The 25,904-nt window shown below is 66.8% G+C and carries 14 protein-coding genes and 1 pseudogene; 5 read left to right on the top strand and 10 right to left on the bottom strand.

The features are described 5' to 3' along the window. Positions 1–5 precede the first annotated feature (5 nt). The gene (locus tag ABZ803_RS13200; protein WP_357036467.1) at positions 6–599 is read right to left on the bottom strand and encodes an RDD family protein; all 594 of its coding nucleotides are present in this window, start codon (positions 597–599) and stop codon (positions 6–8) included. A 126-nt stretch (positions 600–725) separates the two neighbouring features. Between ABZ803_RS13200 and ABZ803_RS13195 the strand changes: the two genes are divergently transcribed. The 5 genes and pseudogenes from ABZ803_RS13195 to ABZ803_RS13175 all read left to right on the top strand — a co-directional run bounded on the left by ABZ803_RS13195 (position 726) and on the right by ABZ803_RS13175 (position 4,269). Beyond that, positions 726–986 (top strand): hypothetical protein, encoded by a 261-nt coding sequence (locus tag ABZ803_RS13195; RefSeq protein WP_357036464.1) that lies wholly within the window; start codon positions 726–728, stop codon positions 984–986. Positions 987–990: 4 nt separating this feature from the next. Beyond that, positions 991–1,716 carry a hypothetical protein gene (locus ABZ803_RS13190; RefSeq protein WP_357036461.1) on the top strand — a complete coding sequence of 242 codons (726 nt, stop codon included), beginning with the start codon at positions 991–993 and terminating at the stop codon, positions 1,714–1,716. After that, positions 1,713–2,508, top strand: a pseudogene (gene istB / locus ABZ803_RS13185) (IS21-like element helper ATPase IstB). The gene ABZ803_RS13190 and the pseudogene istB overlap by 4 nt, the downstream one beginning before the upstream one ends. Positions 2,509–2,660: 152 nt before the next feature. Continuing rightward, positions 2,661–3,626 (top strand): DUF1152 domain-containing protein, encoded by a 966-nt coding sequence (locus ABZ803_RS13180; protein ID WP_357036458.1) that lies wholly within the window; start codon positions 2,661–2,663, stop codon positions 3,624–3,626. Between the two features lie 208 nt (positions 3,627–3,834). Then, a complete protein-coding gene (locus ABZ803_RS13175; protein ID WP_357036455.1) occupies positions 3,835–4,269 on the top strand; it encodes a hypothetical protein in 435 nt (144 codons plus the stop codon). 514 nt (positions 4,270–4,783) lie between these two features. On the opposite strand, the gene ABZ803_RS13170 is transcribed toward ABZ803_RS13175, so the two are convergent. The 9 genes from ABZ803_RS13170 to ABZ803_RS13130 all read right to left on the bottom strand — a co-directional run bounded on the left by ABZ803_RS13170 (position 4,784) and on the right by ABZ803_RS13130 (position 25,688). Continuing rightward, the gene (locus tag ABZ803_RS13170) at positions 4,784–5,578 is read right to left on the bottom strand and encodes a methyltransferase domain-containing protein (protein WP_357036453.1); all 795 of its coding nucleotides are present in this window, start codon (positions 5,576–5,578) and stop codon (positions 4,784–4,786) included. Positions 5,579–6,443: 865 nt separating this feature from the next. Beyond that, positions 6,444–7,334: an alpha/beta fold hydrolase gene (locus ABZ803_RS13165; protein WP_357036450.1), complete on the bottom strand. Its 891-nt coding sequence runs from the start codon at positions 7,332–7,334 to the stop codon at positions 6,444–6,446. Positions 7,335–7,410: 76 nt separating this feature from the next. Further along, the gene (locus tag ABZ803_RS13160) at positions 7,411–8,016 is read right to left on the bottom strand and encodes a TetR/AcrR family transcriptional regulator (protein WP_357036448.1); all 606 of its coding nucleotides are present in this window, start codon (positions 8,014–8,016) and stop codon (positions 7,411–7,413) included. Positions 8,017–8,399: 383 nt separating this feature from the next. Beyond that, on the bottom strand, positions 8,400–9,032 hold the full coding sequence (locus ABZ803_RS13155; protein ID WP_357036445.1) for a hypothetical protein: 633 nt from the start codon (positions 9,030–9,032) through the stop codon (positions 8,400–8,402). Further along, positions 9,029–10,237, bottom strand: coding sequence for a cytochrome P450 (locus tag ABZ803_RS13150; protein WP_357036442.1), 1,209 nt, complete (start codon positions 10,235–10,237; stop codon positions 9,029–9,031). The genes ABZ803_RS13155 and ABZ803_RS13150 overlap by 4 nt, the downstream gene beginning before the upstream one ends. After that, entirely contained in the window at positions 10,234–10,899 is a 666-nt protein-coding gene (locus tag ABZ803_RS13145) for a glutathione S-transferase N-terminal domain-containing protein (RefSeq protein WP_357036439.1), read from the bottom strand. The genes ABZ803_RS13150 and ABZ803_RS13145 overlap by 4 nt, the downstream gene beginning before the upstream one ends. Next, on the bottom strand, positions 10,896–13,886 hold the full coding sequence (locus ABZ803_RS13140; RefSeq protein WP_357036436.1) for a beta-ketoacyl synthase N-terminal-like domain-containing protein: 2,991 nt from the start codon (positions 13,884–13,886) through the stop codon (positions 10,896–10,898). Before ABZ803_RS13140 ends, ABZ803_RS13145 begins: the two co-directional genes overlap by 4 nt. Continuing rightward, on the bottom strand, positions 13,883–19,177 hold the full coding sequence (locus ABZ803_RS13135; RefSeq protein WP_357036433.1) for a type I polyketide synthase: 5,295 nt from the start codon (positions 19,175–19,177) through the stop codon (positions 13,883–13,885). The genes ABZ803_RS13140 and ABZ803_RS13135 overlap by 4 nt, the downstream gene beginning before the upstream one ends. Continuing rightward, positions 19,170–25,688, bottom strand: a complete 6,519-nt coding sequence (locus tag ABZ803_RS13130; protein ID WP_357036430.1) for an acyltransferase domain-containing protein — start codon at positions 25,686–25,688, stop codon at positions 19,170–19,172. Before ABZ803_RS13130 ends, ABZ803_RS13135 begins: the two co-directional genes overlap by 8 nt. Between the last annotated feature and the right edge of the window lie 216 nt (positions 25,689–25,904).

Here is a 25,904-nt window from a genome sequence, read left to right as displayed (position 1 = left end):
CGGTCTTACGGGCGCTTTCGCATGTCCACACGGCCCGGCAGTACCATCGGGAGGTCGTTCTTCCAGTCGATCTTTCGCTTGGCCGCGCGTACCACCCGGCTGCCAGTTGCCAGATCATGCAGGGCTAGTCGTTTTCCGGAGGGAATCGCTGCGAGGAAGAAGCTCACAATGAGCGCAAGGAATCCGATAACGGCGATCCAATTGAGGATGGCTGCATCCGGATTCGATCCCGCCAGGGACATGAAGACGAACGGCAGGAAGATGATCAGCATGCGCGAGGCTGCTGGCAGCAATTCCAGCCTTGGCCGAGCCCACTCTCCAGAAGGTATTACCCGAAGTCCGAGAAGCCCTTTGCCGAGAGTCTGTCCATCGCGGCGGATCAGCAGAAAGACCTCCAATCCGACGTAGGCGATGAAGTAGCACAACCACGCCGCTGATTCGTAGATCATCGCTTCGCGGGCTTCGGTCGTCAGCAAGGTGATCGGGACCAACAGGATTCCGACGGGTATTGCGATGACGAATGTAAGCAGTAGGCAGAAAGTAAGATCGAGGAGCCTTGCGGCGAGACGTCGGAAGAACGGGGCGGATTCGTAGGGCATCTGACCTCATCTGTGAGTCTTCTCCGAGGGAGAGTTGCCCTCGGAGAGAGTCTCTCCGGGTACTGTGACGCAATCGCCGAGCCCTCGCGCCTTGTTACTTAGCTGGTTCCGGTCACGCGCCTGCAGATGACCAACCCCGATCACGCCGAAGCGGTCGAATGGATCACCGATGCCGACACCCACGGTGAGTATCGGCGCAGCCGACGTGTCCCCTACCGGCGCGCGGCGATGAGCCCGCACCAGCGCGGATTGCCCACACCACTGCCCATCGACATCGATCGGATCGCCTCGGATGTCGGCTGGTTCTATCGGCGATCTGTGACGTCACCCATCGGTGGATGTTGGTGTCGGGCTGGTTCGGAAGATGTTCGTATCGGTAAATTTTGACGTCGTGATCTTGGTTGCGGTGCACGGATCGGTGTGCTTCGCCCGGTGCTTGTGGAAGGAGACTGCGGAGACCGGCCGCTGGTTCACACCCCGGGTCGACAAATATTCCCAAGTTACCGTCCGCACCAACCGATATTCGGTGCCGGTGCGGTTGATCGGCCGCCAGGTCAGGGTGCTGCTACACGCGAACCACCTCGTCGTCTATGACGGCCGCACTGAAGTCGCCCGGCATGAACGCCTGCTCGGCAAAGCGCAATCACGCCTGGATCTCGACCACTACCTCGAGGGTTTGCTGCGCAAACCCGGTGCGCTGCCTGGTGCGACAGCTCTCGAACAAGCCCGAGCCGCGGGAAAGTTCACGCCCGTCCATGAAGCCTGGTGGGCCGCAGCGCGGCGAGCGCACGGCGAGCGCGACGGCACGCGAGCACTGATCGAAGTGCTTCTGCTGCATCGGTATCTGTCGCACGACCATGTCGTCGCCGGCCTCGCTGCCGCACAGCGAGCTGGGGCGTTGACCGCTGACGCGGTCGCTCTGGAAGCCCGCAAGATCGGCGAGGCTCTGGAAGGCGAACCCACGGTGGTCGACCTCGACCAACCCGATCCGATCCCGTCGCTGACCGAGCGCCGCCTGGCTCAGCTGCCGCCGGACCGGCGCCCTCTGCCGTCGGTCGCCGCCTACGACCAGCTGTTGCGCCGAACACCCACCACAACGAAAGGCACCACCGCATGACCGCCACCACGCCGCGTCGTCACGGCATGACCGAACAGGCCGCTGACGCCGCGGTCGACCAAGCCTGCCGCATGCTGCGGCTGCCGACCGTCCGCTCCCACTTTGGTGAGATCGCCGAGACCGCCGGCCGCGAGCAGATGTCCTACCGCGTATTCCTGGCCGAGCTGCTGCTGGCCGAATGCGACGACCGCGCCCGCCGCCGGTCCGAATGCCGCATCCGCGCCGCCGGTTTCCCGCGCGACAAGTCGCTGCGCGCGTTCGATTTCGACGCCAACCCCAACATCGACCCTGCCACCATCCACACCCTGGCCACCTGCGACTGGATCCGCAAAAGGCCCGCCTCTCTGCCTGATCGGTGACTCCGGCACCGGCAAGTCCCACCTGCTGATCGCGCTGGGCACCGAAGCCGCCATGCAGGGTTTCCGGGTCAAATACACCTTGGCCACCAAGCTCGTCAACGAACTGGTCGAGGCCGCCGACGACAAGCAACTGACCAAGACCATCGCCCGCTACGGTCGTGTCGACCTGCTCTGCATCGACGAGCTGGGGTATATGGAACTCGACCGGCGCGGCGCCGAGCTGCTGTTCCAGGTCCTGACCGAACGCGAGGAGAAGAACTCCGTCGCCATAGCCTCCAACGAGTCGTTCTCCGGGTGGACCAAGACCTTCACCGACCCCCGGCTCTGCGCGGCGATCGTCGATCGGCTCACCTTCGGCGGCCACATTATCGAAACCGGCACCGACTCCTACCGCCTGGCCCGCACCGCCCAGGCCAAAGCCACCGCCGGGTGACGCCGGAATTCACCGATACATCCCAGCTGACTCCCGCCTCAGCGACGTTACGATTCACCGATGCCCTTGCGGGCTCGCCGCTGCAGAGAGTTCGTCAGCCCAGGGAAGTCGAGCACCGCAACGGAGACCAGGGGTGCTGAATACTGCGACAGATGTCTGCCCCTACCCTGTTCGACACATCGATACTGCACCGCCTGCACGACTGCGAGCGGATCCTGATCGCTGGTGCCGGCGGCGGGCATGACCTGCTCAGCGGCCTACCCATCGCCTTCGCACTCCAAGAGCGACATAAGACGGTGTTCCTGGCGAACCTCACCTTCACCCCGGTCCACCGCACCACCGCACAGCCGGTCGCGCCGGGACTGTTCGAAACCGACGCCGACACCATCGGCCCTCCCGGCTACTTCCCCGAGAAACACCTCGCGGTCTGGTTACGAGACCACGGCTATCCCGACCGCGTGTTCCTCATCCGCAAAGGTGGACCCGCCGACATCCGGGCAGCCTACGGGTGGCTGGCCCGTGAGCTGCGCCTGGACGCGGTGGTGCTGGTCGACGGCGGCACCGACCTGCTCATGACCGGTGACGAAGCCGGTCTCGGAACCCCGGTCGAAGACATCACCAGCCTGCTGGCCGCCCACGCCCTCGACCTACCCGTCAAACTCGCCACCTGCGTCGGGTTCGGCAACGACACCTACCACGGTGTCTGTCACGCCCACTTCCTGGAAAACGTCGCCGCCCTCACCAAACTCGGCGCCTACCACGGCGTGTTCGCACTCACGCCCGGCATTACAGCCGTCGACGCCTGGCTGGACGCCGTCGACTGGGTCCAACAACACACCCCCGGCCGGGAAAGCATCCTCTGCGCCTCCACCACCGACGCCGCGCGCGGCGAATTCGGCAACCACCACTCCCTGGCACGCACCCGCGCCAAAGGCGCTGAACTGTTCATCAACCCCCTCATGTCGATGGTCTGGGGATTTGACCTCGACGCGGTCGCCAACCGAGTCCTCTACCGCCACGACATCGCACACGCCACCACACCCTTCGAAGTCGCCGCCGCGATCGAAGCATTCCGCGACCACACCCCACTGCGGCCCCGACGAACCATCCCCGTCTGACAACACCGACGCCCGCGACACACCCCGCAAGCGACGTCAAATTCCACCGTCACAAACCAGCGACCGAGCCAACAGGCGACGCCCGAATCCACCGATCAACGACGCCCGAATTCACCGGCATAACCAGTCGGCTTCACCACGACACGTAGATTCCGAGAGGCATTCCAACGGCAGTTCGGACAAATCCCGGCCCAGCTACGGACTGGACGTGTTCTGGGTGCGCCCCGACGGGGCGATCGCCACCCAATGGTGGAACGCGGCGCCGAACCAAGGCTGGAATCACCAGCCCTTCGCGATCACAGTGCCGGGCGAGGCGCACGTGCCCCATGCCGCGCGCGTGCTGAACCTGTTGGACGCGGTAGGCGTCGACTTCAGCGTCCCGGAAGGGGAACTGACCGAATGGCTGCGAGATCCGGAATTCACCCCCTACCCAGCACTGGCCGATGCGCTGCTGGCACTGCTGAACAGCCGATGGACGCATTCATGGTCACCGCTCACCTGCGTGCGTCGACCACCGCAGCCTCGATGTCGAAATCCGGCAGCCCGACTCGATGCGTCATTCGCCAGTAGTCGGCGACCCGCCACGGCATATTGGACCACCCGGCCCGCCGCGTTGCGATACCAGCTGCGCATACCCCTGTAGCTCCAGACATGAGCACGTATCTTCGGCGGTCGCGACGGAAAAGCTCGAACGCGCGTCGATGCTGATCCGGTGGACGGGCTTCTCGACCCGCAACAAATGCCCCTACCAAGTGGGTGAGCCCTTGGGTCGTTTGTTCCTGGCGAGTGGGTGGGGGTCGCCGGTGACAGGGGGAGACGAGCTACGCGGGCCCGGGCGGGACCTTGGCCATCGACGTCACCGAACCGGCGTGGGCGGGGTGACTCCGGCGAGAAAGTGGAGCGCGTGCGCGGCCTGACACTCCGCCACCAGCATAACTTCCACAGCCGTTCATAATCCCGCTTCCGGCACAACGATTGTGATGTCCGAAGACATGATATTTCTCCCTACCGCGAAATGGGCCACACGCCCGCCGATTCCCTGACTGCTTGCGGGCTTCACCAGTCTTGGCGGCGCATCCACGGTGGCTGGGGGTAATGTTCGCACACCGGAGGGATCCTGGGCGTGGTGCTCCTCGGACTTCCAGGGCTCTGCGCGGTCACTGTGGGTTTGACCGCTTGGCGATGAAGTGGAAGAACCTGGCCAGATGGATGTAGGGCTCGCGGGTGGCCAGCGCCATTTCCAGGCGTTCAAGCTGGCGGTAGAACTCGGGATCGGATTTGCGGTCGTCGTCGAGGATGTAGTCGCAAACTGTCCGGATGCCGCGATGAGCAATGACCTCGAATCCGGCAGCGGCCAGGTCGGCTTGGACGTGGTCGGGATAGCAAGCGCGGGTGGTGGTTTCGTAGGCGACGCTGTAGCGAGTGGGAGCGTCCAGCATCCGCAGCGCCCCGTCCAGGTCCAGGCCTCGCACCGCGCTCAGCAGCGGATCGGCGTCGGCGTTGGGCGCGATCATCGACAGCACGCCGCTGACCCGCAGCGGCACCGCCAGTGCCGCGATCACCCCGACTGGGTCAGAAAGGTACTGGATCACGTTGTGGCACAGCAGTACATCGAAACAGCCACGACCGAACTCGTCACCGAGGGCATCGAGGCTCGCGTGCCGGGTGGTGACTCGGTCGTCCAGGCCGCGGTGCGCGGCCGCGGCACGCGCCTGTGCGAGGGACTGCTCGGAGATGTCGGCGATCGTGACGTGATGGCCTTGTGAGGCCAGTTCGAGCGCGTCGAGCCCGTTGCCACCGCCGACATCCAAGATCTCGAGGGGGCCGGCCGGTAGATGGGCGGTGAGGTTCGCGGCCGCGACGGTGTATCGCAGGCGGCCCCAGGGGCTGGTTTGCCACCGCGCGAACGCGCTGAACTTCTCGTCGAACACATCGGCTCGTGACTGACTCACCGCGCTTCACCCGGCCTTTCGGATCAGGGTTCGATTCGAGTGTGTCCGATCGTAGGGATTGCGCACTGCGCGAGGCTACTGGGCGTCATGCTGCTTCGTTGCGGTCCGTGCCGAGTCGTTCGGGAGCGCGTGTTCGATGGCCGCTGCCTGGGTGAGACAGCGCACGATCTCTTCTGCGAGCAGGTGATCACCGAGATCGGATAGGTGCACTCCGTCGGCACGCCAGAGCGTGGCCGCCGCTCCAGCAGCCGGGGGACCGCCGGGAGCCGACCCCAATGCTGTTGCTGTGGCCATGACTCGCTGATGCGAATGTGGAATCCAGCGGCGAATCGACGCTGTCGGGAGTCGCCGACATCGCCAACGGGTTGGTCGTCCGGGATCCGCATCGGGCACCGTCAGCGTGGGACTGAACGCTGGGCAGGTGTATCGCGTGCGGGCACAGACCACCGCATGTTGAACTGGCCTACGATCCGATGCTGAGCGCGCTGCCGATCCGCTGGGGCCGAATACGGCAAGCAGACAGCGGATCCCGATGCGCACCGAGGCGATCCGCGGCGACAACACGACCGTGTCCGCCGACCGGACTGCGCGATAGTGCGGCACCGCCCCGCTATCGCCAGTCGATCTGCCGGCGGCACGCGCGTGCGTTCGCACTGCTACGAATCGCCGATGCGTATCGACGGGTCGAGGCATCGCAGCTGTCGCCCATCAAGTCGCCCCACGCGACACAACAGGTCGGGCCGGTGGTCCGGCGATATCGGGTGCTCGAACAGCTCTGTCCAACGTTGACGAGTGGTAACACGCACGTCGGCTTTTGGTGCGTTTTCGGCGGCGAGGTGGGTCACAGCTGAACCGGACGCGGGGTTTATCCGCTCAGCTTGGCGAGCAGGAAGTCGCGGGCGACGCAGGACGCTCGTTGGAATTGTTCCTCGTAGACGGCGAAGTGGCCACCGGGGATGAGGGCGAGTTGTTTGGGTTCGAGTGCCTCGGCGTAGCTCTGAAGAGCGATATCGCTGGGTGTCAATGTGTCCTGATCGGTGATCACCATCAACAGCGGGGTCGGGGAGACGCGGCGCAGGAATGCTTCCGGGGCGTAAGACTGGAATTTGTCGACGCTGGAGAGGGTGACCTCGTTACGCCAGGTGGGGACCTGCGGACCGTGGGCCATCAACCACTGGTAGACCTCGGTGCCAGGCATCGCGACGAACTCCGTGGAATCAGCGGAGGCCGCCTTGATCATCTCGTGCGGTTTGCCGGAGGCGCGAGCCCGGCGGTCGGCTGCGATCGCCTCATGGACAGTGGGCAGCATGATGGAGGGCACCAGGCTGCGGAAGGTCGCCCACCCATTGGTAAGCGGGACCTGTGATACCACGGCGCGCACGCGCCGATCGGTCGCTGCGACGACCAGGACATGACCGCCCGCGTAACTTGTTCCCCATACGCCGATGCGGTCGGGTTGGATGCCGTCCAGCGTTTGGGCGAAGGTGATGGCATCCCGGTAGCCCTCGATCTGCCGGATCGGGTCGACCTCCTGACGCGGTTCGCCGTCGGAAGTCCCGAACCCGGGGTGGTCGTAGACCAGACAGGCCAAGCCCGCGTTGCTGAATACCTCGGCGAATGGCGCGACCCATTCCTTGACGCCTGCGAAGCCGTGCGTCATCACCACCAGCGCGGTATCGCGCGACGCCCGTTCCGGCCGGTACAGCCAGCCCCGTAAGGTCACTCCGCCGCTGAGGAATTCGACGTCGACACGCATAGCCGGGTCCTTTCATTACATTCCGTCGTGTAATGAAAGTATGCCTCAACAGGTGTGATGTCAACCACAGAAATCGTCAGCGCGAGGCGTATCCGACCGCGTCGAGGGCCGAGCGCACCGTCAGCATCACGAACTCCTCATCGATCGGACCGAGCACAGGCATCAGTGCCCGCATCAGCATCGGTCCGGTGATCAGGTCACAGAGCCATTCCGCGTCCACTCCGCCGACGATCTCGCCACGCGCCACCGCCCGATCGAGGATGGTCGCGGTGGACAATCGCCTCGGGCGCAGGAACTGCTCGTGGAATCGGCGCGCCGTCGCCGGGGTGCGGTCGAGGTCTTCTAGCAGACCGGGCAGCGCTCGGCGTAGGACTTGATCGTTGAAAAGCTCCATCTGGTGCCGCTGGATGCCCAGCAGCTCCGCCTCGATGCCGCCCAGGTCCTCGTCGCCCGGATGCAGCCCGTAACGATGGATCAGTACCGATACGACGAGATCGGCGCGGTCGGTGTAGCGGCGGTACAGCGCGGGCCTGCTGGTGCGCGCCTCGTCGGCTACGGCCTGCAGGGTGAGTGCGCCGTACCCACGCTCGGCGATCAATCGTGCGGCCGCCTCCAGCAACGCGGCATCCACCCTGCTGTCGCGCGGACGGCCGGTTCGGGCAGGGGCAGTACTGTCCGGCATTCGCTCACCGTACCCAGAACATCGCACCATGGCGCCTTGCGCCCTCGGTCGGCATCGACCGACAGCGCCAGTGGCCTCGCGTAACCGATGGGCACACTGTTCGATGACCACGGTGGCCGGCGCCCTCCTCGAACGCGCTGCCGCCGAACTCAGACGAAGCGTCAAACCCACCTTCCTGACGACCCAGACCCGCAACCTCCGGGATGAGCGGCCAGGAGTTCGCGCACCCACGCCGGCCGTTGCTCTCCGGTTCCGGCCTCGGCCACGTCGCGTTCGATCAGCGCGACCCGGACGCCGAGGTGGTGCTCACCATAGGCGCAACCTGGTTCGGTTCATATCGGCGGCCGTTGTCGCGGGCCTTGGTCGAGTTCCGGCGACGTAGTTCATCGACCGGACGTGTCCCGCACGACGATCGCGCCGTAGTCCCTGCTCGGCGGATCTGGATAGTAGTCGGGGATGATGTGCTGTCGGTCCGGCACCAGATAGCCGTGCCCCCGGTACATCTCCAGGAACGGATCGACGAGGCAGCCGCCGAGCTGACGAAACGCGTAGTCGCCTGCGTCGATTTCACCGAAGCGGCGGCAGTAGGCGTCGTAGCCGGGGATCTTGGCTCCGGTGAGAACATAGTCCAGCGTCAACCGCTCGGCCAGCTCGACCGGGGTCTCCATCATCACCGCGTATGCCATTCCGCCGCGCGCGCTCCGCTTCAACGAGCCGGAGGCGAGGTAGATGGCGTTCGCGGCGTCCAGATCGATCGTCGGGTAGTAGCCATGACCGGTCACCGTATCCCAATCGCTGAGTTCGGCGATCTTGTCCGGCGTGTAGCGCATGGGGAAGCCCATCAAGGTTCCGACGACCTCATCGTCCTGCTCGAAAATCCAGAATCCCTCGGGGAAGGCGCGCAGGCGAGCTGTCATCTGGTCCCGGCTCGCCCGCTGGGATTCCTCCCAGTCCTGCTCGACAGCCATGATCTCATCCAGGTCGTCCAGCGCCGCCTGGCGCACTCTGATCGTCATCGCGCCTCCCAGGTCACAGGCAGGCATTCCAGGCCATGGACGAATACGCCGATCTTCCATCGCAATGTGTCCGGATCGGCAGCGAACCCCAGGCCTGGAAAGCGCTGCACCAGGGTGCCGACAGCCACCTGCGCCTCGAGTTTTGCCAGCGACGATCCGAGACAGAAGTGCAGGCCATGGCCGAACCCCAGATGCTGGTTCGGTGTCCTGGTGATGTCGAACCGGTCCGGTTCGGGAAACCGTTCCTCGTCGTGATGTGCCGACAGCAACGAAGCGACGACCAGTTCCTCGGCCGGAATGACCGTGCCTCGAAACTCGACATCGGTCAGCGGAAATGCCCCGGTGCTGTTGGCTACCGGTGGGCAGTATCGCAACACCTCCTCGATGGCTGGTTCGATGAGTTCAGGCCTGTCGCGCAGCCGCCGCATCTGCTCTGGGTGACGGAGCAGCGCCCACACCCCGTTGCCGATGAGGTTGCCCGTCGTCTCGAACCCTGCTGCGATGAGCAGGAACACCATGCTCATCAGTTCTACCGATGAGAGCCGGTCGCCATGCGTCTGCGCCTCGATCAACGCGCTGGTGAGGTCGTCGCGAGGGTGCCTGCGGCGCAGCTCGAGGAATTCCTCGAGGTACTGCTGAAACTCGATCGCCATCCGGCGCAGGGCGTCGAAGTCTCCTTCCGACGGCGGAGCAATCAGAATTCTGGTCCACTCCCGGAAGCGCTCCTGGTCTTCGATCGGAACCCCGATCAGCTCGACCAGCACGGTGATCGGCAACCGGAATGCCAGTGTGTCGAGCAGGTCCACCGAGTCCTGCTGCTCGGCGAGGTCCAGCAGCCTCTGCGTCGCCTCGGCGATGAGTGGGCGCAGCTGCGAGATCCGGCGGGGAGTGAACGCTTTGGCCACCAGTGCGCGCATCCTGCTGTGCTCGGGCGGATCGGCGTAGAGCATGTGCTTGTCCAGCCGGTCGAATTCGGTGACCCGGAAGTACCGGGAACGCGCCTGATCGGACAGTTTCCGCTTGTCCTTGCTGAAACGGGGATCACGGAGCAGTTCCACCACGTCGGCGTAGCGGGTCACGCGCCACTCGGGCGCCCCCTGGTGCGGATTGAACAGCCGGACGATCGGTGCCTCGGCACGCATCCGCGCCAGCGTCGGCAACGGATCGACCCGCATCTGCTCACCCCACAGATCGAACTGGTTCATTCGGGTCGCTCCAGCACCTTGCCCACTCGAAGCCAGGTCGGCCTGCCACTGATCTCCCGCCACCACCGCGCCAGGTTCGGCCGCGCATCGATCAGGTCCGCGCCGTTGGAGGCGACCAGATATTGCAAGTAGGGCAGCCAGGTGACCTCGGCGAGTGAGAACTCGGGGCCGGCGAGGAATTCCTGTCTGGACAGCGTGGCGTCCGCGACGTCGAAAGGTGTCGCCAGCGCGGCGCGGGCAGCGGCGATAGCGTCCTGGTCCGGCGGCGGCGGCAACAGCGCGGCAGCGGGGCTGCTCCGGATGATCTCGTAGACCGGGCCGCCACGGACCAGCTCCCACACGGGGCCGCTGACATAGCTTTGCTCGATGCTGATCCACTGCTCCATCAGCCCGTGCAGCTGAAGGTTGTCCGGCGTCAGCGCGGGGCCCGGCAGCCGCTGATCGAGATAGCGGATGATCGCCCGCGATTCGTACAGCAGGAACCCGTCGTCTTCGAGTACCGGAATCTCACCGAAGGGCTGGCGTTGCCGGTGTTCCGGCGACTTGTCGTGTCCTTTGAGAACACTCACCTCGACCAGCTCGGCTTGCTGGTCCTTCTCGGCCAGCACCATCAACACTTTGTGCGTGCACGCGCTGGTGGCTGTCCCGTAAACCTTGATCATGATTCATCCTCTTCGCGCTCCGCGAGCATCTTCAGCAAGTACCGAGTGATCGCCCGTGGGGTCGGGTGATCGAAGGCGAGAGTGGATGGCAGCGCGAGGCCCGTTCGCGCGGCCAGTTCATGCCGCAGTTGCACGGTCATCAGCGAATCCATGCCCAGTTCCATGAACTTGCCGTCGACCGGGACATCGGATGGCGAAGACAACTGGAGCACGGTAGCCGCGTCCGCGCGTACCGCCGACTCGATCGCGGCCTCTCGCTCTCCATCCGGCAGTCCGGTCAGCTCCGCGAGCCAATGCACCGGCTCGACGGCGACCTGTTCGCGTGGGGGTTCCGGGGTGTCGAGCCAGTGACGCTTGCGCTGCCACGGATAGTGTGGCAACGACACCACCGTGCGGCGATCCGGGTAAAGGCCGCCGAAGTCCACCGGATACCCCGCGGTGTAGAGGTCGGCGACCGCGTTCAGCAGGCTGAGCATTTCCGGACGCTCCCTGCGCAGCGTCGGTATCGCCGCCGACGCGCCGAGACAGTTCGCGACATGGCCGGCCAGCACAGAGTGCGGTGCTATCTCGAGAAAGAGCCGCTGCCCGTCTCTGCCCGCAGCGCGCACGGCTTCGGCGAACCGCACCGGATGCCGCACGTTGTCCGCCCAGTACTCCCCGGTCAATTCCTTTCCGGCGATCCGGTCTGCGCGTGCCGTGCTGTACAGCGGGCACGCCGTCCGGCCTGCCTCGACCGTGCCGAGTTCCTGCGCGAGCTCCACGGCCAGTGGAGCCATCGACGGGGAGTGGAACGCGTAGTCGACCGGCAGCCGACGGCAGCGAACGCCTTGTCGCTGCAGTGGGCCGAGCACGGTGTGCAGCTCGTCCACCGCGCCGGACAGCACGACGGAGTTGTCGTCGTTGATCGCGGCCACCGCGACCGAACTGTCGGTCGCGGACAACAAGGCCGCGACCTCATCGTGGGCGAGCTCGACCGCAACCATCGTCCCCGAACCGGCTGCCCGCGCCATGATGCGGCCTCTGGACACCACGATCCTGATGGCTTCCGCGAGACTCAACGCACCTGCGACGTGCGCTGCGGCGATTTCACCGACGCTGTGCCCGATGACCGCGTCCGGTCGGATACCCCATGAGGACAGCAGGGCGGCCAGCGCGACCTGGAAGGCGAACAGCGCGGGCTGGGCGATCTCGGTGCGCTGCAACCTCGACCGGTCCGGTGGCGCGGCCAGCTCCGCGAGCAGCGAAAAGGATGCGTTCTTCGCGATGAGCTCATCGCATTGACCGAGCACAGCGGCGAAGACCGGCTCGCTGGATCGCAATTGCCGTCCCATGCCGATCCACTGCGAGCCCTGTCCGGAGAAGACATAGGTGAGCGCAGGCGGTGCGGCGGCTCGTGCCGCGGTGGCGCCGTCCCGCGCGAAGGCGCGCAGCTTCCCAGCCAATTCGGCTCCGGACTCGCCGACCACCGCGGTCCGCCACTCGTGATGATCACGCCGCACCCCTGCGGTATAGGCGATATCGTGCGGATCGTTGCCCCGCTCGAGGACACTCGCGTGTGCCGAAGCAAGCTCGGTCAGCGCCGCGGGGCTGCGTGCCGACACCGGGTGCACAACGGGCCCGGCGCGCGGTGGCACCTGCTCGGGCGAAGGCGCTTCGGCAACGACGACATGCGCGTTGGTGCCGCTCATGCCGAACGAACTGACGCCCGCGATCCGTGGCCGATCGCTTCGAGGCCATGCCACGGCCGTCTTCGGGATCACGAATGGTGTTCCGGTCAGGGAAATCCTCGGATTCAGGGCGCTGAAGTGCAGGTTGCGGGGAATCTGCGCATTCCGCAATGCCAGTACCGCCTTGATCAATCCGGCGATCCCGGCGGCGGCTTCGAGATGCCCGATGTTGGTCTTGACGGCGCCGAGTACACAACCGCCGCTGTCGGGCTCCCGTTCGCCGAAAACTTCGGTCAAGGCCTCGATCTCGATCGGGTCCCCGAGCGCTGTTCCGGTGCCGTGGGTTTCCACGTATCCGATGTCGTCGGGTCGCACACGCGCATCGGCGAAGGCCTGACGCAGCATGTCCTTTTGCGCCGATGGGTTCGGCGCGGTCAGTCCGGCCGAGCGACCGTCCGAGTTCATCGAGGAACCCCGCAGCACGGCAAGCACGCGATCACCGTCGGCCAGCGCGTCGGACAGTCTCTTCAGCACGACGATTCCGCAACCCTCGCCTCTGACGAACCCATTCGCACGCGCGTCGAATGCGCGACACCGGCCGTCCGGCGACAGCGCCTGCAGATCGGCCACTATCTGGGTTACCGACTCGTCGAGAACGAGGTTCACTCCTCCGGCCAGCGCGAGCGAGCTCTCTCCTGTCCGCAGACTGCGAATCGCAAGGTGTATCGCAACCAGCGACGATGAGCACGCGGTGTCCACCGCGAGACTCGGCCCCCGCAGTCCGAGCAGGTAGGACAACCGGCCCGCACCGAAACAGTGGGCCGTTCCGGTGCCCGCGTACCCGCCCATCGCGCCGGATCTGGCGCTGAGCAGCAGATAGTCGTTGCCGCTCATGCCGACGAACACACCGGTTCTGCTACCGGTCAGCCGCTCGGCCACCACGCCGGCATCTTCCAGCGCTTCCCAGGCGACTTCGAGCAGCAGCCGATGTTGCGGATCCAGCGCCGCGGCCTCCCTCGGGGAGATCCCGAAGAACGCCGCGTCGAAACCGTCGACAGCGGAAAGGAAGGCACCTGTTCGCGCGGCATCGTCGGTGGCGCGAGCCGGCCGCTCGGACACCGCGTCGACGCCGTCGGAGAGCAACGTCCAGAAGGATTCCGGGTCGTCGGCGCCGCCGGGGAAGCGGCAGCCCATGCCGATCACGGCGACCGGTTCGGATTGCTGCCGCGTCAGCCGCTCGACCTCGGCCTCCAGGCTCCGCAGCGCGGCAGCCGCTTTGACCAGCCGCGAGCGGTAGCCTTCCTCGTCGATGACGGTCACGGCAGCTGCCTGCGCTCGAGCCGGTCGATCGAATCGTCGATCTGCGCCAGCAGGTCGCGGAGGTCATCGACCTCGTCGATGGCCTCTTGGGGCTCGGCCATGCCGAGCACGTCGAGTAGCTGTTCGGTCAATGCCCGTACCGTCGGTGCGCTGTACAGCAGCGTCGCGGACAGCCGGACGCCGAGCGCCGCCTCCAGCCGGTTCCGCAGTTCCAGCGCCATCAGCGAGTCGACTCCCATGCTGGTCAGCGGCGCCTTCCGGTCGATCGAAGCCGCGTCGAGATGCAGGATCCGGCCGAGTTGCTCAGTGACGACGTCGTCGATCAAGCGTGGGCGTTCGGCAGGTGTCGCCGCGCGCAGCCGGTCGGCGAACCAGGAATCCGATGACCTGCTCGCGCTCTCCGTACCATCGTCACCGAATTCGGTGAACAGCGACGCACCCGCCAAAGCCGGGTAGAACGCAAGCCACTGTCGCAGATCGAGATCGGCCGCAGCGATCTGGCTGGTGTTGCCACCCAACAGCAGACCGAGGATGTCCGTGCCTTGTTCGGGGGTCAGGGTGCCAACCCCCCGATGCGCGAGTCGCTGCCCTTCGGTGTTGCGTTCTGCCATGATTCCTTCCTGCGAGTACAACCCCCAGTCCACGCACAGAGCCTTTCGGCCACCGTGTTCCCGATGCCGGGCGAGCGCGCCGAGAAATGCGTTGGCAGCCGCGTAGTTGGCCTGCCCCGGCGAGCCGAGCAGGGCAGAGGCCGACGAGTACATCACGAAGAACTCCAGCTCCCGGTCCTCGGTGAGCTCATGCAGATTCCAAGCCCCCCGCATCTTGGGTGCCAGCACGCGGTCGTATCGCTCGGCATCCAGTTCCAGAATGGTCCGATCGTCGAGCACCATGGCCGCGTGCAGCACTCCGCGCAGTGGCGGCATCCGGGCGTCGATGTCCGCGAGCAGCGCGGCGACGTCCTGACGCCGGGCCACGTCCGCCCGCGCGACCACGACCTCGACGCCTTCGCTCCTGAGCTCGTCGATTCTGGCCTGAACGTCCGGAACCGGATCATGCCGTCCGGCCAGCACCAGGTGCCGCGCACCGTGCGCGGCAAGCCAGCGCGCCAAACCGATACCGAGCCCGCCGAGCCCGCCGCTGATCAGGTACGTGCCCCGGGCAAAGGACAGTTCGACGTCCCGTGGCTCGAACGAGGCCCGTACCAGCCTCGCCACATTCCGCCCTTCCTCCCGGAGAGCGATCTCGTCCTCGCCGTCCGCACCGACCAACTCGGGAAGCAGTTCGTCGGCGCAATGGGGTGGCGCCCAACCCGATCCGAGGTCGACCCGCACGCACGCCAGTTCGGGATGCTCGACGCTCAATGTCCTTGCCAATCCCCACAACGGCGCTTGGGACACCTCGACCGGTTCATCGCCCACCTGCTGTGCGCCTCTGGTGACCAACCACAGCCGGGGATGGTCCCGCAGACGGAGTCGAGCGAGTGCGCGGACGAGCCGCACCGTGCTGAGTCCGGTGATGTGCTGATCGGCGGTCAGCGTGTCGGCGGTGACCTGTTCGGTACCTGTGGTGTCCAGGCTCCACAGATGCACTACCCCGATGCAGGCGCTTTCGCCATCGGCGGCGACGTCGTCGAGCAACGCGCTCCACGCATCGTCATCGGCGACGTCGATGTCCCGATTGCCGACCAGTACGCAGGTTTGACCACGCTGTTCGAGCAGCGTGGCCAGACGTGTACCGACACCGGTGGAGTCGGTGAGCACCAGCCACGTCCTCGAAGGCCCATCGCCAGGGTCGGGGACGACGAGCCGCTCTGCGGCGCGCCATGCCACCCGGTAGAGCCAGTCCCGGTACGGTCCCTGTTCGGTCAGCCTTGCCACTGTCAATCCCTCGACCTCGATCAGCACGGTGCCGTCCTCGTCGAGCACCAGCAGATCCCCACTGTCCCCGGTGGGCCGGGCAAGGGCGTGCACCCATACACGGCCACCTGGTGGCCGGTGCATTCGGAGCCGGTCGATCCGAACCGGAATGACCCCGCCGCCGGCTCGCTGGCCGAGTAGCACGCTGCCGAGCACTTGGAAACAAGCGTCCAGCAGCGCAGGGTGACAGATATACCCCGGAGACGAGCCGGTCAGCTCGACCAAGGCCACGCCCTCCCCGTCACCGGTCCACATTCGTTGCACACCACGGAAAGCCGGGCCGTAGTCGACAGCTCGCCCGGCATACCGCGCGTAGTGCTCCGCTACGGATACCTCGGTGCCGCACCGGTTCCGCACCGACGATGGCGGCTCGGCCCTCGGCGGGCCCTCGCCACCGTGACGGGCGGTCCCGTGCGCGCACAGAACCCACGGTTCGTCCCTCGTCGCTCGGCAATACACCTGGAAATGGTCGGAGTCCTCGATGAACTGGACGTGTCCGGAGCCGTCCTTCGCGAGAATCGCCATTCGGTCGAATGCGATGTCCTCCAGCACCATCGATCGTCCGCATGCGCCAAGCGCCATCTCGACATATCCCGACGCCGGGAACACCACCGCGCCGTCGACCATGTGGTCGGCCAGGTACGGCAGATTCAGCTCGCGCTCCCAGATCCGGGTACCCGGTGAGGTTGCCGGGCTGACCGGCTCACCACCGAGCAATGGATGCCCGTGCTCGGCGCGCGCAGCCGGAGTTCGATCCACCCAGTACCGCTGGCGCCGCCACGGGTAGGCGGGCAGTGGCACGCAGCGTCCGCCACTCGGGTGGAGGGCGGGCCAGTCCACCTGGCAGCCGCGGACATACAGTGCGGCGAGCGATTCCAGGAAAACCGCGCGCTCATCGTGTTCGCGCCGCCCGGACGCAACGACCAGGCCTCCGTCCTCTTCGATCGAGGGCAGCAGGATGGGGTGTGGGGTCAGCTCGACGAAGATCGTGGGCCCCAGCGCCATGCAGTCACGGACCGCCTGCGCGAACAACACGGGTTCACGGAGGTTGCGTATCCAGTAGGCGGTATCCAGCTCGGCCCCGTCGCAGACCTTACCGAGCACGGTGGACCACATCGGCACCGTGGTGGCCGTCGGCGTCAGCGCACCGAGCTGGCGACTCAAGTCATCGGTGATGGCATCGACTTGTGGGCTGTGCGCGGCGACCTCGACCTTGATCCGACGACAGAACACTCCCGCACCGGTGAGCTCGGCCAAGAGCTCGTTCAGTGTCTCCGGATCACCGGAGAGCACCGTCGAGCGCGCGCTGTTACTCGCCGCGATCGACACCCGATCGGCGACTCCGGACAGCGCCGCGCTCGCTCGCTCGATCGGCAGTTCCACCAGCGCCATCGCGCCGCGCCCGGCCAGTCCGCGCAGCAATCGGCTGCGGCGGCAGATGACGCGCGCCGCGTCGGTCAGCGTGAGCGCGCCGGCCACATGCGCGGCGGCCACCTCACCCATGCTGTGCCCGATGACGGCGTCGGGCTCGATGCCCTTCGATCGCCACAGTGCCGCCAACGCGACCTCCATCGCGAACAGGACCGGCTGCACGACGTCCACCCGGTCGAGCCGCGACGTGGTCGGCCCGGCGGTCAATTCATCGATGACAGACCATCCGGTCTCGTTTTGGATCGCGTCGTCGCATGTCTCGACAGCCGCTCGGAACGCGGGCTCGCCGGCGAGTAGTGCACGCCCCATGCCGAGCCACTGCGAGCCCTGGCCAGGGAACACGAAGACCACTCTCGGCCGTTCGGCCTGCTCAGTGGCGGGCACCAGCCGCGGCGGCCCGTCGCCGGGCAGCACCAAGGCGGCCCGGAACCGATGATGATGCCTGCGGACAGCCGCGGTGTAGGCGATATCCGGGATCTCGGCCTGCCGCTCGTCGAGCACGGCGCGGAACGCGGCGACCAAATCGGTCAATGCGCCCGCATCGCGCGCGGAGATCGGCACCAGCGCCGGTCCGGGTTCGGTCACGGGAGGCTCGGGCTGCTCCGGCGGATCGGCGACGATGACGTGCGCATTGGTGCCGCTGATGCCGAACGAGCTGACACCCGCCATCCGCGTCGCACCGTCGCGTTTGGGCCACGAAACCGGGTCACTCGGCAGAACCAGGGCGGTACCGGTGAGGTCGATCCTGGGATTGACAGTGCGCAAGTGCAGGTTCGCCGGGATGCGCTCCCGCTGCAGCGCGAGCACGACCTTGATGAGCCCTATCACCCCGGCAGCCGCTTCGAGATGCCCGATATTGGTCTTCACCGCGCCGAGCACACAACGCGAACCATCGTCGCGCAACCCGCCGAGCACGTCGGCGAGCGCGTCCACTTCGATCGGATCACCGAGCGGCGTTCCGGTGCCATGCGTCTCGACGTAACTGATGTCCGCCGCCTCGGCGCGAGCGCTGCGCAACGCCTGACGAAGCAAAGCCTTCTGCGCCGAGACGTTCGGCGCGGTCAGCCCGGAGGAACGGCCATCGGAGTTCACCGCGGAACCACGGATCACCGCGAGCACCGGATCGCCGTCGGCCACCGCGTCGGAAAGCCGTCGCAGGACCAGCATCCCGCAGCCCTCGCCCCGGACATAGCCGTTGGCCAGCGCGTCGAAGGTTTTGCATCGCCCGTCCTCGGACAGCGCGCGCGAGCTGGCCAGCATGTCGGTCATGTCTCTGGCCAGCATCAGGTTGACCCCACCGGCCAGCGCCATCGCGCTCTCTCCCGAACGGAGGCTCTGGACCGCGAGATGCACGGCGACCAGCGACGACGAGCACGCCGTGTCCACGACCATGCTGGGTCCCTGCAGCCCGAGCACGTAGGACAGCCGTCCTGCGGGGAACGAGTGCCCGTTGCCGGTCACCGTGTAGATGTCCCGGTTTCCGAGGCTCAGCCGGTCGTAGTCGGTGACGACAACACCGGTGAAGACACCGGTTCTCGAGCCCGCCAGCCGGTCGGGCCGAGCGTGCCCGGCCTGTTCCAGCGCTTCCCAGGCGACTTCCAGCAGCAAGCGCTGCTGGGGGTCCATCGCCTCGGCCTCCCGGGGCGCGATGCCGAAGAAGGCGGCGTCGAAGGCGTCCACATCGGACAGAAAGCCACCCCAGCGCGTCGGGCTGCCGACCTCACCCACCCACCGGTCCGGAGGCACTTCGGTGATCGCATCGACGCCGTCGTCGAGCAATTGCCAGAATTCGTCGGGGCCGCGGCCGCCGCCCGGGACACGGCAGCCCATGCCGATAATGGCGATCGGCTCGGTCTTCGCCATCAGCTCCCGGTCCAGCCGGGCTTGCAGTGTCCGCATAGCCGCCAGGGCCTTCTTCACCGGCGATGTCTGCTCAGTCATCGTGCTGTTCCTGTTCGACAAGCCGGATGCTCTCCAGCAGCATGGCCTCGGCTTCCTCGTCGGAGAGCAGATCGATGTCCGCTGCCATGGAAGACCGACCGTCCTGTTCCGGATCTCCGGCCGGAGTCTCCGTCCCCGCGAGTTGGTCCGCGACGAACTCGGTGAGCGCGGCGATGGTGGAGTAGGTGAAGACCAGCGCGACGGACAACCGGACGCCGAGCGACGACTCCAGCCGGTTGCGTAGCTCCACCGCCATCAGCGAGTCCATGCCCATGTCCTGGAACGTCGACTGCCGGCTCAGGCTCGTGGGATCTCGTTGCAGCGTCAGGGAAACCAGCTCGATCAGGTGCTGCTCGATCAAGCCGGCCCGTTCCGGGGCGCCGGCCGCGGCCAGCCTGTCGGCGAGCGCGGTGGCGATCCCCGCGGCACGGATTTCGATCTCATCGAACAGCGGTGTCCCCGCCACGCTGGGGAACGATTCGTACCAGTGCCGGAGGTTCAGTTTCATCACCGCGATTTGAGCGAGATCCGCACCTACGCCGTGGTCCAATGCGCGCGCGAGGTCTGCCGAGGACGCATCGGCGATGCCGTGTGTCGCCATGCCGGCCTGCGCGAGGTGCAGGCTCAGTGCGCGCAGGCCGCGGGCACGGCGATGGTGCGCGATCGCGTTCATCCGTGCGCTTGCCATCGAGTCGCCCGGGGATCCGAACAACGAGGCGACCGATGAGCAGAGCACGAACAGATCCAGCTCGCGATCGAGCGTGTGTCGATGCCACCGCCAGGCGCTGTCCTCGCCATCGGCGTGGATGAGCCCGCGCAATGGGCCCGACGCGGCCTCGATCTCGGTGATCAGCCCGGTCATCTCGCGGTCGTCGGTCGCGCACGTGTCGATGGTCGACACCTGCGCTCCCGGAATGCTGATCGGCCCGATGGCGCCGTCTCGGTCCAGTATCACGATGGTGCGCGCACCGCAGTCGGTCATCCACCTGGCGAACGACTCCGCGAGTGCGGCATCCGCGCCGACGATCAGGTATGCGCCGTCCGCTCGTAATAGCGTCGCTCGCTCACGGACGTCCGGCGCGCGAACCAGCCTGGCCACGAACCGGCCACCGGGACGCAGGGCGACATCGGTCTCACGATCATCGCTGAGCAGGACCGTCGCCAGCGTGGCCGCCTCATCGAGTGTCGTCTGCTCGGCAAGGTCCACCCGCGTGACCGACAGCTCGGGATGCTCGAGCCCGATCGCCCTGCCGAGCCCCCATAACGCCGCCTGGTCGACATCCACCGCCGAAACGTGCTCGCCGACCGCCTGGGCGGCACGGGTCACCAGCCACAGCCGTGGCTGATCGCGCCAGCCCATCCCCGCCAGCGCGTCGGCCACCCCCCGCACGCTCTCGCTGCCGAGACTTCCGATGTGCACAACCCCCGCCGGGGCCGGTCCGGTCAGAACCGCACGCAGAGAGTCTGTTCGGATCGGGTCCGCCGTCTGCGCGGTCACCAGCTCACACTGCTTTCCTCGAGCTCGCAGCTCTTCCGCGAGCTCAGCGCCGAGGCGATCCTCGCCCGCCACCACGACCCACGCCCCGGCTCGATCCGGCACGGGTTGCCGGACTGCTCTTTCGCGCCATTCCACCGTGTACAGGCAATCCGCGACCGTATCGGGATCTGTGAGCGGGCGCAGGCGCACGCGCTCGGCCTCCACCAATACCCGGCCGTCGTCGTCGAGCAGGTAGAGGTCGCCGCCCGACCCCGCTGATCGGCCGTGCGCCCATACCGGGCCCGCCGGGGTCCGGTGCACTCGCAACCGACCGATCCCGGTCACCACATTGCTTCCGGACGAACCGTTGCACAGGGCGATCAGCGCCTGCAGACCGGCGTCGAGCATCGAGGGAGTGATTCGGTAATCGGTCTCTCGACCATGTGGCCGCTCCGGCGGCACGAGCCGGGCAAGCACTTCCTCGTGGCCGAACCACAGCTCCGATACCCCCCGAAGGTGCTCTCCGATTCCCAGCCCCGCGCCGGCCAGCGCGCGGTAGTGCGCTGTCCGGTCCCGGTGCGCGGTGCAGCGGTGCCGTATCAGGGCGGGCGCCTCACGCACGTCCGGCTTCTCGGTGTCCGGCCCGACGGTGGCCAGTGCGTGGCGCACCCAATCCGGACCACGCTGGCCGAATACCTGGAAGAGCCCCTCCCGTGTGCTGAGCACTGTCTGGGTCGTGGGCACCGCGGCCGCGGTCACTTCCAGCATGCGCTCGAACACCAAGTCGGTGACGACGATCTCCTTGGTCGCGTACGCCTCGGCGCCCGACGCCAATGCCATTTCGGCGAACGCGGCCGCTGAGATCACAGTGGTCCCGCGCACCGTGAGGTCCGCGAGATACGGCAGCCTGACCGGGTCCAGGGCGCCTTGCCAGTAACGGGTTCCCTGCTCTACCGCCGAGATCAGGCCTGTGCCGAGCAACGGATGACCCCCGCCGTCGCCGGCGAGCGCGGTACGCCGGTCGGCCGCGAGCCAGTATCGCTTCCGTCGCCATTGGTAAGCGGGTAGCGACACGACCCTGCCGGTTTCGAGTAGCCGATCGAAATCCGGCGAGCAGCCACCGGCGTACAGTGCGCCGGCCGCGCGGCGCAGCGCGGATCGTTCGTCCTCGCCCTTGCGTAGCGAACCAACGGCGTGACCTTCGATCCGACGGGCAGCCAGGCATCGCTGGACGTTCTCCAGCAGAACCGGATGCGCGCCGATCTCCAGGAAAACCCGATATCCGTCGGAGATCGCGGCGTTCATGGCGTCCGCGAACCGCACGGTCTCCCGCACGTTTCGCACCCAGTAGTCCGCGTCGAAACACTGGTCGCCGACGAGATTCCCGGAGACCGTGCTGTAGATGGGCAACCGATTCGGCCCCGGAGTGAGCGTGCCGAGCGCCTGAGACAATTCGTGCCCGGCCGGGTTCATCCGCGCACTGTGGAACGCGTAACCGACCCGGAGCTCGCGACATGCGATCCCCTCGCCGCGCAGCCGTACGAGCAAGTCGGCCCGTGCGGCGGCGTCACCGGAAACGACGGTCGAATCGGGATCGTTGATCGCGCCGATCGTGAGTTCACCTTGGTACGCGCTCAGCAGATCGCTCATCCGCTCGGCGGGCAGTTCCACCGTCGCCATACCACCTTCTCCGGCTTCTCCGGCCGCGGCCTGCATCAACCGGCCCCGGTGATACACCACCTCGACCGCTTCGGCGAGGGACAGCGACCCGGCCAGGTACGCGGCGGTGACTTCGCCGACGCTGTGGCCGATCAACGCCTCCGGCGCAAGCCCCCATGCCTGCCACAGACGCGCGATCCCCACCTGGACAGCGAACAGAGCCGGCTGCGCGACCGCGGTCTCATCGAGGCGGCTTCGTTCCACCGGCGCGGTCAGCTCGGCCGTGAGCGACCAGGTGGTCAGCGGACGCAACCACTTCTCGCATTCTTCGACAGCCGCGCGAAAAACGGGCTCGGCACGCAACAGGTTTCGGCCCATACCGGCCCATTGCGAACCCTGGCCGGAGCACACGAACACGATCGCTCGCCGCTCGCCACGTGCCACGCTGCCCATCCACGCATTGCCGGGCATGGTCCCCACAGCCGCGGCCCGCAAGGAATCTGCCAGCTCCTTCGCAGACGAACCTGTCACCGCCAACCGGTGTTCGTGGTGGTCGCGCCGCACCGCGGCCGTGTAACACAGATCGCGCAGGGCGATGTCGTTGTCACCGCTGAGCTCGCGTGCCATCGTGGTCGCCGATGCCAGCAGGGAATCGCGAGAGCGGGCGGAGAGCACCAGCAACTCCGTCCGGCCCTGATCCGGCGGCGGCTGGGCCGCGCCCAGGGTGTACAGCGCGCCCAATGAGTCGATCAAGGTCGAGTGGTCGCGGTCCGCGCGGCGCAATGTCGGCAGCGCCGTGCCGCCGTGCTGCTCGACCACCGATGTGAGGATCGGATGCGGGTCGACGTCGACGAAGACCTGGCGCCCCCTGGCGAGCAGGTGTTCCATCACGGTGTCGAACCGCCATGGTTCGCGTTCGGTGCGCACCCAGTGCTCGGCATCGAGCAGCGCGCCCTGCGTCTGTGCCCCGGTGGCCGAGGAATAGAACGGGATCCGGGTCTCACCGGGCCGCAGATCAGCGAGCGCGTCGCGCAGGTCAGGCAGGACGGAGTCGACATAGGGACTGTGCGAGGCGTAGTCGACCCTGATCCATGCCGACGCGACCGAGCGCGCGGCGAGTTCGTCCCGTATCGCCTTGATCGCTGCTCGATCACCGGAGATGACCGTGGATCCGGGGCTCGCACTGCCTGCGACCCACACCTCACCGCCGTGCCTGGACAGCAGGTCGTTGGTGTCCTCAGCGGAGAGGTCGAGCACGGCCATTCCGCCGTGGCCGGACAGTTTGCCGGCGATCGCGCTGCGCCTGCATATGATCAGCGCGGCATCATCGAGAGTGATCGCTCCGGCGACGTGCGCGGCGGCGACTTCACCCATGCTCATCCCGGCGACGGCATCCGGCTCGATTCCCTGTGCTCGCCACAGGTCGGTCAACGCGAGCTGCATCGCGAAGATCGCCGGCTGGGCCAGCTCAGTGCGCTCGATCCAGCTTTCGTCGGCCGAGGTCAGCAGTCGGGTGAGGGACCAGTCGACGTGTGGGCTCAGCGCGGTCTCACACCGCATGATCGCCGACCGGAACGCAGGCTCACGTAGCAACCGGGCACCCATCCCGGTCCACTGCGCACCCTGGCCGCCGAACAGAAACGTGATGTGCGGCCGGTCGCTGTCGATCACCCCGGTGCTGATTCCGGCTCCGGCACGGCCGCTGAGGAATTTCTCCGCGCCCACGGCGATATCGTCGCGGTCGCGAACGGACAGTGCGAGCCGGTGCGAGCCGTCCGCCTCGACCGACGCGGCGGCGCGCGATCGGGCGATCGGCGGCAGGCGGTCTTCGGTGCCCGCGGCAAGGGGCAGCAGGTGAACCGGAGCGTCATCGCCGCTCTCGAGGACCACGTGGCAGTTCGTACCGCCGAAGCCGAACGCGCTCACCCCGGCGAGGAGGCGGCCTTCCGCGTCGCCGTCCCACCGCTCCGCCCGCGTAGGCACCCGTAAACCCCATTCACCGAACGGGATATTCGGGTTGGCTTCCTCGAACTGGCCGCATGGTGGCACGGTGCGATGCCGCATCGCCAGCAGCACCTTGATCAGCCCGGCGATCCCCGCCGCAGGTTCGAGATGGCCGATCGCGCTCTTGACCGAACCGACCGGCAGCAGGTGGTCGCGAGACCGGCCCGCGCCGAGCACCGCGCCCAACGCGCTTGCCTCGATCGGGTCACCGAGGGCCGTCCCCGTTCCGTGCGCCTCGACATAGCCCACCTCGGCAGGCGCAACCCCCGCGCGGCGATAAGCGCTGCGTAGCAGGGATTCCTGGGCCAGCGGGCTCGGTGCCGTCAGGCCGTTACTGAATCCGTCATGGTTCACCGCGCTGCCCTTGAGCACGCCGTGGATCGGATCACCGTCGGCGAGTGCCCGATCGAGGGGCTTGAGCACGATCATCCCGCCGCCTTCACCGCGGCCGTATCCATCCGCACGCGCGTCGAACGCCTTGGACCGCCCGTCCGGTGCCAGGGCGCCGAGCCGGGACAGTGCGTGCACCGTGTCCCGCGCGAGCATCAGGCTCACGCCACCGACCAGCGCGAGATCGCACTCGCCTTCACGCAGGCTCTGCGCCGCGAGGTGGACCGCGACCAGTGACGACGAGCATGCGGTGTTCACCAGCAGACTCGGCCCACGCGCACCGAGTGTGTAGGACAATCGGGCGGGAATGATGCTCGGATCGCCTCCGGCCAAGGTGTGCTGGGTGACCAGCTCGGGGTCCGCGCGAATGCCTGCCCCGTACTCACTCCACATCGCACCGACGAAAACTCCGGTCCGGCTGCCCGCGAGGCCGCTGGGCGGAATACCCGCGTCATCGAGAGCTTCTTGCATCAGTTCGAGCATGAGCCGTTGCTGCGGGTCGACGTGCGGAGCCTCCCGGGGAGATATACCGAAGAACTCCGGGTCGAACTCGTCGATCCGGTCGAGGAACCCGCCGCGCGGCGGACCGTCGCGCCATCGACCATCCGGCGGTTCGGTGAGCGCGTCGGCACCCGAGCTGAGTAATCGCCAGAATGCCATCGGGTCGGGTGCGCCGGGGAACCGGCAAGAAAGACCGACGATGGCGATCGAATGCCGCTGATCCGGCGTTTCGCGCTGCACCGGTGGCGTCGAGGCAGCTCCGGTCAGCCTGCGCGCCAGAGTGATCGGCGACGGATGCGCCCAGAACAGGACGGGCGAAACGGGGCGCACCGCTGCCTCACTCAATTCGTCGGCGAGCGTGGTCAACATCAGCGAGTCGAGCCCGTAGCTGGTAAACGGCTCACGACCATCGATCGCAAGGGGATCCAGCCCGCTGAGGGCGGCGGTTCTAGCTATGAGCCAGTCCCGGACAGCTTCCATAGACCAGGACAACACGGGTGAAGCTACCTCCAGCAACAATCGAGTTCGTGGCATATCCGATGCCCAACCGGCGGCTCGCCCGAATCAGACCGGATGGTATCCCCGCTGAATTGCCTGTGTAAAGTGCCGAATTCGTAGGTCGGCTTCAGGTGCCTACGAGCGGTTCGGCGGCTCCCGAGTTCCACGACCTGGTCGGCGATAGCGAGCGCCGGGCGA

The organism is Nocardia sp. NPDC047648 (assembly GCF_040642815.1).
In the GTDB taxonomy this organism is placed as follows: domain Bacteria; phylum Actinomycetota; class Actinomycetes; order Mycobacteriales; family Mycobacteriaceae; genus Nocardia; species Nocardia gamkensis.
The sequence above is the reverse complement of the archived record's forward strand: the minus strand, read 5'-3'. Positions and strand labels throughout refer to the sequence as shown.

Excerpts from the sequence above, each read along its gene's own strand:
- ABZ803_RS13135 (WP_357036433.1), bottom strand. The coding sequence starts at position 19,177 with ATGACTGAGCAGACATCGCCGGTGAAGAAGGCCCTGGCGGCTATGCGG.
- ABZ803_RS13165 (WP_357036450.1), bottom strand. The coding sequence starts at position 7,334 with ATGCGTGTCGACGTCGAATTCCTCAGCGGCGGAGTGACCTTACGGGGC.
- ABZ803_RS13130 (WP_357036430.1), bottom strand. The coding sequence starts at position 25,688 with ATGGAAGCTGTCCGGGACTGGCTCATAGCTAGAACCGCCGCCCTCAGC.
- ABZ803_RS13195 (WP_357036464.1), top strand. The coding sequence starts at position 726 with ATGACCAACCCCGATCACGCCGAAGCGGTCGAATGGATCACCGATGCC.
- ABZ803_RS13155 (WP_357036445.1), bottom strand. The coding sequence starts at position 9,032 with ATGACGATCAGAGTGCGCCAGGCGGCGCTGGACGACCTGGATGAGATC.
- ABZ803_RS13180 (WP_357036458.1), top strand. The coding sequence starts at position 2,661 with ATGTCTGCCCCTACCCTGTTCGACACATCGATACTGCACCGCCTGCAC.
- ABZ803_RS13145 (WP_357036439.1), bottom strand. The coding sequence starts at position 10,899 with ATGATCAAGGTTTACGGGACAGCCACCAGCGCGTGCACGCACAAAGTG.
- ABZ803_RS13150 (WP_357036442.1), bottom strand. The coding sequence starts at position 10,237 with ATGAACCAGTTCGATCTGTGGGGTGAGCAGATGCGGGTCGATCCGTTG.
- ABZ803_RS13160 (WP_357036448.1), bottom strand. The coding sequence starts at position 8,016 with ATGCCGGACAGTACTGCCCCTGCCCGAACCGGCCGTCCGCGCGACAGC.
- ABZ803_RS13200 (WP_357036467.1), bottom strand. The coding sequence starts at position 599 with ATGCCCTACGAATCCGCCCCGTTCTTCCGACGTCTCGCCGCAAGGCTC.